This window comes from Actinomadura roseirufa (assembly GCF_900659635.1).
Lineage (GTDB): Bacteria > Actinomycetota > Actinomycetes > Streptosporangiales > Streptosporangiaceae > Spirillospora > Spirillospora roseirufa.
On the sequence record NZ_CAACVB010000059.1, the window covers coordinates 1 to 12,881 of the forward strand.

At 69.2% G+C, this 12,881-nt stretch carries 16 protein-coding genes; 5 read left to right on the forward strand and 11 right to left on the reverse strand.

The window, feature by feature from the left end; translation table 11 throughout:
• Window positions 1-318: transposase family protein (locus tag E1291_RS15385; protein WP_165495124.1), on the forward strand; the 318-nt coding region annotated here is incomplete at its 5' end.
• Here E1291_RS15385 and E1291_RS15390 read toward each other — a convergent pair.
• The 4 genes from E1291_RS15390 to E1291_RS15405 form a co-directional block, all read right to left on the reverse strand.
• The gene (locus E1291_RS15390; RefSeq protein WP_131738486.1) at window positions 296-706 is read right to left on the reverse strand and encodes a helix-turn-helix domain-containing protein; all 411 of its coding nucleotides are present in this window, start codon (window positions 704-706) and stop codon (window positions 296-298) included. The two genes, E1291_RS15385 and E1291_RS15390, sit on opposite strands and share 23 nt — an antisense overlap.
• 112 nt (window positions 707-818) lie before the next feature.
• On the reverse strand, window positions 819-2,036 hold the full coding sequence (locus tag E1291_RS15395) for an NHL repeat-containing protein (protein WP_131738487.1): 1,218 nt from the start codon (window positions 2,034-2,036) through the stop codon (window positions 819-821).
• On the reverse strand, window positions 2,033-2,512 hold the full coding sequence (locus tag E1291_RS15400) for a SigE family RNA polymerase sigma factor (protein ID WP_131738488.1): 480 nt from the start codon (window positions 2,510-2,512) through the stop codon (window positions 2,033-2,035). The genes E1291_RS15395 and E1291_RS15400 overlap by 4 nt, the downstream gene beginning before the upstream one ends.
• A gap of 192 nt (window positions 2,513-2,704) precedes the next feature.
• Window positions 2,705-3,580 (reverse strand): MerR family transcriptional regulator, encoded by an 876-nt coding sequence (locus E1291_RS15405; RefSeq protein WP_207400747.1) that lies wholly within the window; start codon window positions 3,578-3,580, stop codon window positions 2,705-2,707.
• A 17-nt stretch (window positions 3,581-3,597) separates the two neighbouring features.
• Here E1291_RS15405 and E1291_RS15410 point away from each other — a divergent pair, with 17 nt between their 5' ends.
• Complete coding sequence (locus E1291_RS15410; protein WP_131738489.1) at window positions 3,598-4,002, forward strand: hypothetical protein; 405 nt, start codon at window positions 3,598-3,600, stop codon at window positions 4,000-4,002.
• A 111-nt stretch (window positions 4,003-4,113) separates the two neighbouring features.
• Here E1291_RS15410 and E1291_RS15415 read toward each other — a convergent pair whose 3' ends face one another.
• From E1291_RS15415 to E1291_RS44630, 3 genes are all read right to left on the reverse strand, one after another.
• Window positions 4,114-5,208, reverse strand: a complete 1,095-nt coding sequence (locus E1291_RS15415) for a DUF3466 family protein (RefSeq protein ID WP_165495125.1) — start codon at window positions 5,206-5,208, stop codon at window positions 4,114-4,116.
• A gap of 244 nt (window positions 5,209-5,452) precedes the next feature.
• Window positions 5,453-6,397, reverse strand: coding sequence for a methyltransferase domain-containing protein (locus E1291_RS15420; RefSeq protein ID WP_131738491.1), 945 nt, complete (start codon window positions 6,395-6,397; stop codon window positions 5,453-5,455).
• Between the two features lie 12 nt (window positions 6,398-6,409).
• A complete protein-coding gene (locus tag E1291_RS44630; protein ID WP_278045260.1) occupies window positions 6,410-6,532 on the reverse strand; it encodes a hypothetical protein in 123 nt (40 codons plus the stop codon).
• A 332-nt stretch (window positions 6,533-6,864) separates the two neighbouring features.
• Between E1291_RS44630 and E1291_RS15425 the strand changes: the two genes are divergently transcribed.
• Window positions 6,865-7,281 carry a DUF5959 family protein gene (locus tag E1291_RS15425; protein ID WP_242614184.1) on the forward strand — a complete coding sequence of 139 codons (417 nt, stop codon included), beginning with the start codon at window positions 6,865-6,867 and terminating at the stop codon, window positions 7,279-7,281.
• A gap of 603 nt (window positions 7,282-7,884) precedes the next feature.
• Here the strand turns inward: E1291_RS15425 and E1291_RS15435 are convergent.
• From E1291_RS15435 to E1291_RS15445, 3 genes are all read right to left on the reverse strand, one after another.
• A complete protein-coding gene (locus E1291_RS15435; protein WP_131738493.1) occupies window positions 7,885-8,340 on the reverse strand; it encodes a hypothetical protein in 456 nt (151 codons plus the stop codon).
• A gap of 255 nt (window positions 8,341-8,595) precedes the next feature.
• Window positions 8,596-9,960, reverse strand: coding sequence for a helix-turn-helix domain-containing protein (locus E1291_RS15440; RefSeq protein WP_242614177.1), 1,365 nt, complete (start codon window positions 9,958-9,960; stop codon window positions 8,596-8,598).
• Window positions 9,961-10,176: 216 nt separating this feature from the next.
• The gene (locus E1291_RS15445; RefSeq protein WP_131738494.1) at window positions 10,177-10,575 is read right to left on the reverse strand and encodes a YybH family protein; all 399 of its coding nucleotides are present in this window, start codon (window positions 10,573-10,575) and stop codon (window positions 10,177-10,179) included.
• A gap of 66 nt (window positions 10,576-10,641) precedes the next feature.
• Between E1291_RS15445 and E1291_RS15450 the strand changes: the two genes are divergently transcribed.
• Complete coding sequence (locus E1291_RS15450) at window positions 10,642-11,067, forward strand: winged helix-turn-helix transcriptional regulator (RefSeq protein WP_131738495.1); 426 nt, start codon at window positions 10,642-10,644, stop codon at window positions 11,065-11,067.
• Between the two features lie 31 nt (window positions 11,068-11,098).
• Here E1291_RS15450 and E1291_RS15455 read toward each other — a convergent pair whose 3' ends face one another.
• Window positions 11,099-11,959, reverse strand: a complete 861-nt coding sequence (locus tag E1291_RS15455; protein WP_242614178.1) for a hypothetical protein — start codon at window positions 11,957-11,959, stop codon at window positions 11,099-11,101.
• Window positions 11,960-12,081: 122 nt separating this feature from the next.
• Between E1291_RS15455 and E1291_RS15460 the strand changes: the two genes are divergently transcribed.
• Window positions 12,082-12,846 carry a lysophospholipid acyltransferase family protein gene (locus E1291_RS15460; protein ID WP_131738497.1) on the forward strand — a complete coding sequence of 255 codons (765 nt, stop codon included), beginning with the start codon at window positions 12,082-12,084 and terminating at the stop codon, window positions 12,844-12,846.
• The last annotated feature ends 35 nt before the right edge of the window (window positions 12,847-12,881 follow it).

Sequence of the window (12,881 nt, forward strand, 5' to 3'; positions counted from 1 at the left end):
CTCACCGCCGCCCGCATATGGGGCATCCCGCGGGAACTGGAGAAGGCCGGCGTCCTCACCCTGGCCGACAAGGCCTACCAGGGAGCCGGGGCGACAGTGGTCATCACGCCCTACAAGGGCAGGGACAAACCCGAGTCGCAGAAGCAGGCCAACCGGGCGCACGCCAAGCTCCGCGGACCGGGCGAACGAGCGAACGCCCAGCTCAAGTCATGGTGGATCCTGCGGAAGCTGCGCTGCAGCCCGAGCAAGACCGGCCACATCGTCAAAGCCATCGCCGTCCTACAAAACCACCGCGTCACCCACAGCACCCGAGGATGAAAAGGGTTCCTTGATAGGGAGCAGGACTCTGGTCCACGGTACCCATCGGCGCGCCGGTCGGTCCCGGCTCTGTGTCGGAGATTTCGCCGAAAAGCCGGTCTTCGGTGGTGTTGAGGGCGGCGGCCCAGAGAAGGCGGTAGCGGGGGCCGGGGTGGCATTCCCCGCTTTCGTGAAAGCGGATCATGCGTTCGATGTCGGTGAGCGCCGGGGGCTTCCACGTGATGTCGGGGGGCGTGATGTCGCGGAAGCGTTTGGCGAGGTCGGCGACGACAAGGCCCGCCTCCTTGCGGGTGGCCTTGAGCCGCCGGCCAATGTGGGGGTCGCTTGGGGACATGGGTCTCACCTCGCCGTTGTCGCGCTGGTGACACGCGCTGATGCGGATTGTCATCGATCACCATGAGTATTGCGCTGACGCGAGATGATCGTGCGGTTTCGCTCCGTATCCGCGGACCCGATCCACCGTGCCCGGACCTCACCCCCGGCCGGCCGATCCACGGGTGTCAGGAAAGGCAGCGGTCGGGGCCGTGGAGTTCGAGGACGTCCCGGCCGGGCGAGAGGTAGACCTGGTGGGCGTCACCTGACGTGGGCAGCAGGTTCACCACGCTCTTGCCGTTGTTGGCGACCAGTTTGTAGGTCTCCAGCGTCCTGCCGGTCGTGTGGTCCAGGCACAGGAGCGAGCCGGTGGTGAAGGCGGCGTTGGGCCGGGCGGCCCAGAGCCGGCCGCCCGCGAGGCCGAGCTGCGCCCCTCCGGCGGCCCACGCCGAGGCGAGGCCCCCGTCGACCGGCAGCCGCTTCAGCCCGGAGCCCGCGGCCTCCGGCGCCCAGCGGTCGAGCGATCCGCGCGAGCCCGCCCACAAGGAGCCGTCGCCGCCGGGCACCACGGCGTTGAGAACGGTCGACGCGTCGTGGGGCTCCTCGCCGACGACCGTCAGCGTTCCAGGGCGGATGCGGGCGGCGAGGACGACGCCCCCGTTCTTCGACAGCCCGGACATCCAGGCGACGCCCGCCTTCTCGTCGACCGACACCAGCGCCACGTCCGACAGGAGGGGAGGCCGCATCGTGAAACGGCCGACGACCGCGCCGGTCCGTCCGTCCATCCGGTAGATGTTCCGGCCGTCGTCGCCGACCGCCCAAATCGAGTCGGGTGTCGCGGCCAGACCCATGTAGAAGCCCGGGGGGAGGACGACCTTCAGGGTGGTCCGGAGGGTACCGGGGTCGAGACGGTAAATGGCGAACTGGCGCTTGTGGAAACCGAACATCCACAGCGACCCGCCCGAGACGAACATGCTCGCCGTCAATGATCCGGGCGAGATGGGGAATTTCGGCACCATCGGCACCATGTTGGGCCGCCCGGTCTTGACGATCTTTCCGGAGCGGGGGTTCACCTTCACGACGTCCCCGTTCCGCTTGCGAATGTACAGCGCGCCGTTGAGGAGGACGGGGCCGGACGATCGGTCGCCGAGACCGCGGAGAGTGAAGGTGTTGAGAGATCGGGAGGCCGCCACCGGTCCCCCGCCGGAGTCCCCGGACGGAAGCCGCGCGGACACGACGGCGACGGCGGTGACCGCCGCCACCGCGCCGGCGGCCATGCCCAGCCGCCTGCGCCGCCGCATCCACCGGGACCGCGACTCGATCGCGTCGAGGGTGCCGGGCGGCACGGGCAGCGCCCAGCCCTCGTCGTGCAGTGCTTCGGTGAGACGGTCGTCGACGTGGCTCATTCGGACACCTCCATGGTCGCGAAGTGGGTGCGGAGACGGGCCAGTGCCTTCGCCGCCTGGCTCTTGACCGTGCCGGGAGAGCAGCCGAGGACCTCGGCGATCCGGGCTTCCGACAGGTCCTCGTAGTAGCGCAGGACCACGACGGCCCGCTGGCGCGGCGGCAGCTCGGCCAGCGCTGCCCACATCGCCAGGCGGTCCTCGGGTCCGGGCGGCTCGGCGGCCGGTTCGGGAACGACACCGGTCAGCCGTTCCCGCCAGGCCCCGCGGCGGCCGTTGATGACGAGCCGCACGATGGCCTGCCGCACGTACGCCTCCGGATTGTCCTTCCGCTGCACCCGGGGCCAGACGGTCAACGTCCTGGCCATGGCCGTCTGCACGACGTCCTCGGCCTGGTGCCGGTCTCCGGTGAGGACGTGGGCGTACCGCAGCAGCGCGGGCAGCCGCGCGGTCGCCCACTCACGGAACTCGCCGTCCATCTCGCTCCCTGCTCTCGGTTATGCGGCTATAGACACACGACCGAGTCGCGGGGTTGCCTACGGCCGCGAATCCCCCGACGGGCGCCGGTCAGCCCTGCCGAGAGGAGGCACACGCACAGAAGCCCCACCGAGCACTCGGCGGAGCTTCGGGGTGGTCCGAGAGAGGCGATGCGCTGCCGGCCCGCGGCGGTGTCAGCCGGCCGGCGGGCTCGTGTTCGCGTGGGTCCGGAAGACCGGCCAGCCGATCTCGGTGCGCCAGCGGGAGGTGTCGGTGGTGTCGCGTCGTCCGACGACGTAGTACTCGCGAATGGGGCCGTCGACCGCGAGCGCGTGGCGTGCCACGTACGCGGCCAGGGTGCCGTACGAACGATCCGAGGAGTCGGCCGATCCCGCGTGGGTGATGACGGCGAGTTCGGTCGCCGGTATGACCTGGGAGGTGACCCGGCCCATGGGCCGCAGGGGGTCGGCGCAGGGGACGAAGATGGTCACCTCCCCGCGATCGTGGGTGAAGATCTCATCGGCGAAGATGCCGCCCGCTGGTACGTCCGCGAGCACGTCCTGGGCTTCGAGAGTCGCGTACAGCTCGCCGAGCGCCCCCTGGAGCCAGATCGGGGAGTCCTTCGTGTTGACGACCTCGGTGATCGCGGCGGCGGGGACCGGCGGCACGCTGCGCAGCTCGATGCCCTCGGCGGCCTGGGGCGAAGGCGCCAGCAGGTCGCGCAGCGAGGCGACGGCGTTCTGGGTACGGCCGAGCTCCTCCTCCAGACGCCGGAGGTGAATGCTGATGCGCTCGTTGCGGGTCCGCGGGTCCGGTGCGACCAGGACCGCTTGGATCTCCTCCAACGGCATGTTCAGGTCACGGAACCGGCGGATGACCTGGGCGCTGGGAATCTGCTCGGCGGTGTAGCGCCGATACCCGGTGTGCGGGTCTATCTCAGCGGGTTCGAGCAGCCCGATCTGGTGGTAGTGCCGCAGGTCTCCCCCTAGGGGAGAGTCCTCCCGCCGCGTCCGGCTTGCCTCTCCCGTTATGGCAGGCCCGAGGGTCGATCCCGACCGACCAACGGCCAACGGAAGGACGGACTCTCATGTCGCAGGTCACCGAAGAGACGGCATTCGCCGCCATCGCGGAGCGGTACACCGCCGTGTGGAGCCTGCCGAACCCCCAAGAGCGCCGCGACGCCGTCGCCGGCCTGTGGGCACCGGACGGTATCGAGTTCATCGAAGGAGCCCAGTTCCGCGGACACCAGGAGCTCTACCCGCGGATCACCGAGGCGTACGAACGGTTCATGGGGAGCGGCGAGTTCACCATCACCTGCGCCGACGACGTGATGGGCCATCACGGCGCCGTCACCTTCACCATTCAGTTCATCACCAACACCGGGGACAACGCCGGTGAGATCGCCTGGATCGCGCGCGTCTTCCTCGTCCTCGATAAGGACGGCCTCATCGAGCGCGACTACCACTTCACCGTGAAGCCCCTCGCCCAGTAGCCGGACCCGCCTCGGTCGTGCCGGGCTGGACGACGAACGCCCAGCCCGGCACGACCAGGCGACGGCGCGCAAAGGACACCGAGGCGCCGCCCACGTCACGTCGACAGGAGTTCACCGTTCCCAGCGGACTGCGACCCACTGGCCCTGTGCGTTGCCAGCAATACCGACCACGTCGCCGTCATCATTGATCGCCGTCGCCTCGCTCCAGGTGCCACCCGGCAGCTGCGGCAGTGGCACGATGCGCCAGCCGTTCTCCTCTCGCTCCCACAGCACCGCCTGGCGGCCGTTGGTCGTGTTCGTCGCCGCCGTTCCGACGATGACCCCCTCGTCGTTGACATCGTTCGCGACGCTGTAGTCGCCACCGCCGGGCAACGTGCCGAGGTCGGTGGGCACGTCGGCGCCGGGGCTCCACACAACCGCGTGATCGGGGTAGTAGGGGGAAGAACCGAGGTAGGAATCCGCACGGCCGACTACCAGGCCGTTGTCGTTGACGCTCAGGGCCGTGTCTCGCACGCGGGCGCCGGGCAAGTGGGGAAGAACGACCCCCCTGGCGTCTCCCAAGGTCCAGGTGACGGCCCAGAACATGTTGAACCGGCTTGACTCCAAGGTGGAACCGGCCACGACGGCGTGGTTGTTGATCGCGGCGGCGGAAGTCGATTGCAGCGAGGCGGGTCCAATGGGGGCGGCAGTGCCGCCCGGCTCCCACACCACCGCAAGGGACATCAGGTGGCCGACACTCGCGGAGCCGACCACGTACCCGTCGTCGTTGATTCCGTTTGCGCCGCTATTGTGCTCGCCGGGGACCCTGTCAAGAGCGGTGACGGTTCCGTCCGGAGCCCAGCGCACGGCGCGCTCGTTCTCGCCGGCGGCGTCCCCGGCGCCGACGATGTCGCCGTTGTTGTTGATTTCTGTGGCGCGGCTGTGGCCACCGCCGGGGAGGAGACCGAGGTCGGTGATGCGCCCGTCAGGGTCCCACCGGACAGCGTGGTCGTGCCCATCGGCCGTCTTACTGGAACCAACAATGACACCTCGATCATTGACGGCCGCCGCCCTGCTGCCCGTGCCACCGGGTAACTCGCCGAGTTGGACGATGTCCAGCCCGGACGAGGGGGCCGCGCCCGCGCTCGCAGGCAGTCCACTCGTCGTTATCGCGGCAGTGGCGAGCCCCGCCAGCACCACCCTTTTCGATCTTCGAAGATCTCTCATGCGGTCATTACAGCAACGACCACACCGAACCACAACCATGCATTTCGACAAGGCTCGCCGTCCAATCAAGGACAACTTCTACCCGAACTGGAAGCCGGACACGGAAAGCAGAAGTCGCGAAACAAAGAAAGCAGGACAGGAGCGTTCCGGGATAAATTTCCGATTTTTGGAACCGTCCCAAGACAACCAATATGGCGACATCACACCGACGGAGGTTCGGATGCGGGGGTCGCGGTTCAACCTGTCAGATGACGTGGTCGGGTTCGTCCAGCCACACCATGTGCGCGTCGGGGGTGACCGTCATGCCGAAGCGGGTGATGTCGGGACGGCCCCACTTCAGCCACTGGCGGTAGGCGTCCTCGACCTCGTCCCACAGGGAGCGGGCTCCGGCCTGCTGGACCTCGAAGTCCTCGCGTCCGGGTTCGTAGTCCACCGACGCCCACGGGCCGGTGTGGTCGTCGCGGTCGAGCGCCCACACCGTCGCACCGTCCTCGTCCTCGTAGTAGCGCCAGACCACGCCCGGCACCAGGGCGGCGACCGTCACGTCCACGCTGACCGGCTCGTAGCGCAGGGCGCGCGGATCGACGCGCGTCCGGCGCGTCCGCACCTCACGGTCGGCCGCCTGCCGCCAGTCGTGGGCCTGCCCGGCCGCCGGACGCTGGGATCGCAGCATCATGTAGTCCGCCGACCCGGCGAACCGTCCCACGGCGGTCCCGTCCCCCACCACGTCCAGCCGCAGCAGCCCGCCGCACCCGAACCCCGGCGCGTACGGGACGACGATCACCCCACCCGGCCGCGTCTGCTCGACCCACGCATACGGGACCCGCGCCACCGCGCACGTGGCATGAACCCGGTCATAGGACGCCCCGGCGGGCCAGCCCTCGGCACCGTCGCCCACCACGACCCGGCAGTCATATCCGGCGGCCTTGAGCCGCCCGGCCGCCGGCATCGCCAGCGCGGGGTCGACCTCGACCGTCGTGACGTTCCCGGCTCCGACCCGGGCCGACAGCAGCGCGGCCGTCCACCCCGACCCGGTACCGATCTCCAGCACCCGGTGATGGTCCAGCGGGGCGAGCTGGTCCAGGAACTCGGCCACCACCGTCGGCATCGACAGCGACGAGCTGGCCGGCCCTTCCCCCTCGGTCTGCCCGTCGTCGAACTGGGTGATGAGCGGCTGGTCCAGCGCCACCACCCGCTCCCACTAACCGGGGTCGACATCGCGGTCGATCCGCGCCCAGGGGCCCGGGCCCAGATCGGCCCAGACCACCGGCGGCGCGAACAGGCTGCGCGGCACCCGCGCCATCACCTCACGCCAGTCGGTCACCGCTACTTCTTCCCGTCGCTGGAGTTCCCCACAATCCGCCACCCGGGCCTCGCCTGGCCGCAGACCAGCCCCGATCAGCCACGAACCCCATCCCGAGGAACTCCACCCGCAGCACCGCCAGGAACCCCGCAACACCCTCCTCACCAGGCAACGCCCTTCAAAAGGGTTCACAACCCGGCGGGACGCTGCCGCCGCAGGCCCTCGTCACTCCTGATCACTCCCGACGGAGTGATCAAGTAGGGCGCCGTCACGGGAGTTATTCGATGGCGCGACCCTAGGCCATGAGCGAGGATCACTCAGGGTTTCCTGCCGAGAAGGGTCTCGTGGCCGCCATGGAGCCGATGGATCTTGTTGTCCTTGCCGATGACGAGGGCAACGGCGTTCGCATTCGTGTGCTCGGACCGGAGCCGTCCTGGTCGAAGGGACTTGCGGCCGAGATCGTGGTCGAGACGCCGTTCGTGACCGGTCGGACCAATCTGTTTCTGTCTGAACGCAAGTTGCGATCCTGGGTGGAGGCACTGAACAAGCTTGAGGCCGGCGAGGACGTCGCGTGGATGGAGTGGGACCGTGGGCCCTGCGTCTCCATCCGGCTCACCGGTGATCGGGACTGCCCGGAGGTCGTGGTGAATGACGACTCCTATTCGATGGTCACGGTGCACGTGCCCGTCGTGCTGCCCGATGACTGGATTGAAGACCACCGAGCGCGGCTCCGGGCACTGCTGGACGCCTGGTCGGTGTCAGCGCACTGAGGTGAGCCGCCGCCGGCAGATGAGCGCGCACTCCGAGCTGAGTAGCCTCGTGGATATCGTTCCGGATCTCCCGGCGGATCCGCAGCCGGCGCACGTGGTGCAGCATTGCCAAGGCGCGCTCAACCACCCACCTCTAATGCCCGAGGCGGAGCGGGGCGCGATCGCCTCCACGAGGGTCGACCGCACTTGATCGCCGAGGATGAGTGCCGTGAGGTGCGCTTCGCCCTGCGTCAACGGGATCCGTCCGGTGGCGGTAGAGGTACGTCGACTGCCGCAGTTGGTGCGCCGGTGACCGGTGCCTCCGGCTGGGACTGGTCCTCTCCGCCGTTAGGTGCCGGACGGATCCAGCGCGAGCCTGGTCGAGCGCCGCCTTTGGCAGCGATGGCGCCCCGGTGGCCCTAACGTGGCGGCGCCGGTTGCGGGGTGTCGGTGCCGGGCGGACGCTCCCGCTCGATTCGGCTGAGCGGGAGCACCGGGCTCACTTGGCGGGTTTGCCCACTCCCGAGCATGCCTCCCGGCTGCCGGACGGCTGATGCTGCGGGGTCGATGCTCCCGTCTCCACAGCGGTCGACTGGCCGCAGTCGGGACGCCTGGCCATGGTGCTTACACGTCCTTACGCTGCTGATACGCGCCTTCCATACTGAGAGCCTGCCCCGCAGACGCTGTGTACAAAGGGATCCCGTACACAACGGCGGTCGAGTGCATCGAGACGTTGATGCCGCTTTTCTTCCCGTCAGGTCGCTGCGAGATGCACTCGACGGCGCGGATCTCAGGGTTTCCGGCGCCGAGGATGAGTGCCGCGAGGTGCGCTTCGACCCGCGTCAAGGGGATCCGTCCCGTGGCGGGTAGATCCGGTACCTCGACTGCCACGGCTGGTGCGCCGGTGACCGGCGTCTCCGGCTGGGACTGGTCCTCTCCGCCGTTGGGGGCCGTTCGTACCCACTGCACCGCGAGCTTGGCGCCCGTCCGCAGCGTGATGACGTGCCCGTACGGCTTGTCGCGAATGCCGGCCTGTTCGAAGGATTGGACTTCGCTGATGGCAGGGGAGCCTGCAAGCACCTCGGCTATCCAGGGCGCCCACCTGGGCAACCTCATACGGCAGCCTTCCTGTGTCCGCTGGTGAAGTGAAGATTCGCACTATCGCTGGCATCGGGCGTGCGCCGCCCGGTCGGACGCCCTGGCAGAAGGGCGAGACCCTTCTCCGGGCGCAGGGCATCGGCTAGGGCGGCACCTCGGCATCGAGGAGGCCCCCATTGCGCCAGTTGTTCTTCGACTGCTGGCCGAGGCAATGCCGGACAGCTCATGTCGAAAGAGTTAGAGGACGGCGGTGCCAGCCGGGCGGGAGGTCAGGACCCGCAGTTCCCGCGCCTCCGGGAGCGTCCGCGCCTTCTCGGGCAACGCGTCGACGATCTGCCTGACCAGGTGACGGCGCACGGTTCCTGTGGCGTCCCCCTCGTGGAGTGAGGAGATCGCATAGCCCAAGCCGTGATCGATGTCGCGGTTCTTCACCATGGTCATCGCGCGCATCAGATGCAGGTTGGTCACGGGCCCCAAGGTGCCGGACGGATAGAGCGCGAGAGCCTGGTCGAGCGCCGCCTCCGCCCGCCGATCTCCCATCAGGGTGAAGGCGTACGACTCCGTCCACCACATGTTCTTCTCGCTCCAGCCCGAGCACACGACAGTTGCCTGCCCCGTCCCGGCCACTTTGCCCGTCACGGCCCTACAGTTGACGAGAGCCGCTCGGGCGGCCGTGTCGTTCCCTTGCTCCGCAGCCATGATCGCGGTTGCCGCGTGAGCTCTGGCGAGCCCGCCTGAGGGCGCCTTGCCGGCACGTTGTCTCGCCTCGTCTGCCAAATCGGAGACGATCAAATCCGATCTTCCTGCAAATATCCCTACCTCGGCCTGGCGGCCTCGCACCCAGACCGCCAAATTCCGGTCACCCGAGGCGTCAGCCGCACGGACGGCGGTCCTCCACGCGGTTTCCGCGGCTCGCCTTTCGCCGAGACCATCGAGGTCCATGGCCAGGAGCCCCGCGAGCCCGCCGCGCATCCTCAGCAGTCCCGCCCTCTCCGACACCTCATGCGATTGCTTGAGAAGCTGCCCCACGGCGATGAGGTCGGCCGTCAGACCGTTGATCACCGCACCCACCGGCCGCCGGTCCATCAGTCGGGGGTATTCGTGGACGATCCGCTCCCATTCAGCCAGGTCAAGGGGGTTGCCCAGGGCGTCCTCGACGCCGGAGAGAATGATCTCGACGGTGCCGGGGGGAATGGCCGTGCCGGCGCTGATCGCGGCGATGAGCTGGATTGCGGCGCGTCGCTTCACGTCATCGTCCCCGGAGTCGGGAATGCTGCCGTGCTCCACGGTACCCATAGGTGCGCCGCCCGGTTCGGACAGCGGGGGTGCAGGAGGGGCGAAAAGGTCTTCTTCGGTCATGTCGAAAGTGGCGGCCAGGGCGTACTGGTAGCGGTCGGAGATGCGGGTGACCTTGCCCGCCTCCCAGCGTTTGATGTAGGAGGTCAAGGTCTCGTGGTCGGGGCACTGGTCCGGAACGTGCTGGGCGAGTCGACGGGCCATCTTGGCGCACGACCAGCCTCGGCGTTTGCGTTCGGCGCGAAGGCGCGGGCCCGCCGTCGGGCGTGGTTCGTCCTCGGCTTCTGGGGCGGCGTCGGTGGCCATGTGCGGATGCCCTTCGGTTCGCGCTGCTCCTGACCTGCTCTCCGGCGCTCGCCATCATCCCGCCGCCTGCGCGGCGTGTCTGTCGTTTCACTGTTCGTGACACGAAACGCTCCGGTTTTGTGAGCCTGGCCCCCCGCGCCCGCCCCTCAGCCGCCCCTAATACGGGCCGGACGGCCCCCGGGCGCGGGGGACCCGGGGGCCTGCTTGTGATCGGAATCAGTGTTGGCCGCCGGTTTCCGGGCTCACGCCGAAGGGGTTGTCGATGGCGTAGCGCCAGTGTCCGTCCGGGCCGCGCCGGGCGACATCGGTGGCGGTGTTCTCGATGTGCACGGGCTGCCCATCGGGGCCCGTGCCGTCGATGACCCAGTCCACGATCAGCAAGGCGATGTCGCCCGTCTGGTAGACGTGGCGCGGCCGGACGGTGATCGGCAGCCCGAGGGCCACGAACTCGCCGTTGGCGGCGCGGGCCTGTGTCCCGGTCAGCGCGGTGCCCGGTTCGGGGACGAACACCGCCCCGCTCTCGTACACCTCCGCCACCGCCTCCAGATCACCGCTGTTGAAGCGCTCGGCGAACACCATCGGCACGTCTTCGGGACGTTCAGCAAGCTGGCGCATGGTCGACCCATTTCCTTCCGGCAGGTAGAAATCACCCGGACGCCGCAAAAGCTAGGAGGCACCCTCGTGGCTCACCAAACGGTTGGTCACCCGGCGCGGCCGGGCCTGCCCGACGACCCTCGCGCGAACGTCGCCGAACCCAGCCCGTCCTGTCCGGTGGAGATCGCTCTCGGTGCTCTGCGCGGCCGCTGGACGACCTTGGTGATCCGCGAACTCCTGGAGGGCGACCGCTCCTTCTCCGACCTCCGCCGGGCACTGCCCACGCTGTCGGACAAGGTCCTGTCCGATCGGCTGGCTCACCTCGCCCAAACCGGTGTCGTCGATCGCGACCGCCAGGCCGGCTGGCCACCTCGCACGCTCTACCGGCTCACCCCTCAAGGGCACCGCCTCGGCCCCGTCCTCCAGGAACTCTGGGACTGGGGCGCCCGGCACCGGCCGCCGGACGAGCAAAGCCCGATCACTCCGGCGCGTGATCCACGGGGCATCGCCTAGGGGGCCTGAACCTCGGCCACCGCGATGGGGGCTACTCCTCGGCCGGGAGGCGGCGGAGGAGGGTCGCGAACTCTCCGGAGCCGTGGGGCGGGGAGGAGGGCGGGAGGGGGGTGAGGCGGCGCTCGCCGTGGCTCCAGTAGACGCCGGGGGCGCAGGGGTCGTCGGCGGCGGCGTGCATCTCTTCGACGACGTCCGCGAAGACGGGGAGGACCTCGCGGACGGCGGCGGAGGTTATCGGGTAGAGCAGCAGGGTGCTGTGACAGGGGACTCCGACGAGGGCGCCGTGGCGGTTCGGGCCGGGGAGGAACTGGTCGACCTCGCTGAGGAGGGCCGAGACGTAGCGGCTGCCCGGCTTGGTCACCACGCGGACGTTGCGTCCCGGCAGGAGCGGCTGGTCGCGGACGGCGACGTCGGCCAGCTCCCGGTCATGGGTGTTCGTCATCACGTAGCCGAGCTTGCGGAGCCCGAGGAGGCCGGCGCGGGCCTTGGTGAGCGGGCCGCCGTAACGGGGGTGCTCGATCATCACCATCGCGTCGAAGTGGTCGCCCGCGGGCACCACGACCAGGCCCTCGCGGTCGCGGGGGTCGAGCTTGGGCACGATGCGCAGGCGCAGCAGCTCGCGCACGTCGCCGAACAGTTCCATCTCGCCGACGGCGAGGAAGGCGCGGTCGCCGACCTCGCGGACCCACTCGTCCACGACCTTGGGCCACGCCGAGCGCGGCTCGCGGGCGCAGCGCTCCAGGACCGTCCAGCTGGAGGCCCGCGCCTCCGACCGCCCGACCGGCAGCACCACCTCGGAGGTGCCGGAGTCGAACCACGCGCTCGGCGCCAGGTCCGGCAGGACGTCGCGGATGAGCGCGTGCACGTCCGCCGCCGCGTCCAACGGTTCCATGCTCATCCCCTTTCACCGATCACGTCACAACCCAACCTTCTCAGAGTTCCGGCCGGTTGTGTGATCCAACGGGATCCTGCTCCCCGGTCGCTGATCATGTACACCTCAAGTACGGTGCTCCCATGTCCGAAATCGTGTACCCGCCGGTGATCAAGACGGCGCTCGGTGTGTTCAAGGCACTGAACATCAAGATCCGTCTTGAGGGGACCGAGCAGATCCCCCGCACCGGCGGCGCGGTGCTGGTCAGCAACCACGTCAGCTACCTGGACTTCATCTTCGCGGGGCTGGCCGCGTACCCCGCCAAGCGGCTGGTGCGGTTCATGGCGAAGAAGGAGATCTTCGACAACCGGGTCGGCGGGCCGCTGATGCGAGGGATGCACCACATCCCGGTGGACCGGGAGGCGGGCGCCTCCTCGTACGCGGCGGCGCTGAAGGCGCTGAAGGGCGGTGAGATCGTCGGGGTGTTCGCGGAGGCGACGATCAGCCGCTCGTTCACGGTGAAGGACATCAAGAACGGCGCGGTGCGGATGGCGGTGGCCGGGAAGGTGCCGCTGGTCCCGGTGGCGATCTGGGGTCCGCAGCGGCTGTGGACCAAGGGCCGCAAGCGGCGGCTGCTGCAGCGCAACGTGCCGGTGACGATCCTGGTCGGCGAGCCGATGTACCCCAAGCGCGGCGACGACTACGACCAGGTCACCAAGGATCTGCGGGCCGCGATCTCGGAGCTGCTGGACAAGGCGCAGCGCGAGTACCCCGACGTCCCGCGCAAGGGCGAGACGTGGTGGCAGCCCGCCCACCTCGGCGGGACGGCGCCGACGCCCGAGGAGGCGGAGAAGCTGGACCTGCGCGAGAGCGAGGAGCGCAGTGCCCGCAAGGGCGCGGAGTCCTGACGGGAACAGCGGTCGACGGCTCGGCTAATTCGGTG

Coding starts and splice junctions, on each gene's coding strand:
- E1291_RS15390 (WP_131738486.1), bottom strand. CDS start 706: ATGACAATCCGCATCAGCGCGTGTCACCAGCGCGACAACGGCGAGGTG.
- E1291_RS15395 (WP_131738487.1), bottom strand. CDS start 2,036: ATGAGCCACGTCGACGACCGTCTCACCGAAGCACTGCACGACGAGGGC.
- E1291_RS15400 (WP_131738488.1), bottom strand. CDS start 2,512: ATGGACGGCGAGTTCCGTGAGTGGGCGACCGCGCGGCTGCCCGCGCTG.
- E1291_RS15410 (WP_131738489.1), top strand. CDS start 3,598: ATGTCGCAGGTCACCGAAGAGACGGCATTCGCCGCCATCGCGGAGCGG.
- E1291_RS15415 (WP_165495125.1), bottom strand. CDS start 5,208: ATGAGAGATCTTCGAAGATCGAAAAGGGTGGTGCTGGCGGGGCTCGCC.
- E1291_RS15425 (WP_242614184.1), top strand. CDS start 6,865: ATGGAGCCGATGGATCTTGTTGTCCTTGCCGATGACGAGGGCAACGGC.
- E1291_RS15440 (WP_242614177.1), bottom strand. CDS start 9,960: ATGGCCACCGACGCCGCCCCAGAAGCCGAGGACGAACCACGCCCGACG.
- E1291_RS15445 (WP_131738494.1), bottom strand. CDS start 10,575: ATGCGCCAGCTTGCTGAACGTCCCGAAGACGTGCCGATGGTGTTCGCC.
- E1291_RS15455 (WP_242614178.1), bottom strand. CDS start 11,959: ATGGAACCGTTGGACGCGGCGGCGGACGTGCACGCGCTCATCCGCGAC.
- E1291_RS15460 (WP_131738497.1), top strand. CDS start 12,082: ATGTCCGAAATCGTGTACCCGCCGGTGATCAAGACGGCGCTCGGTGTG.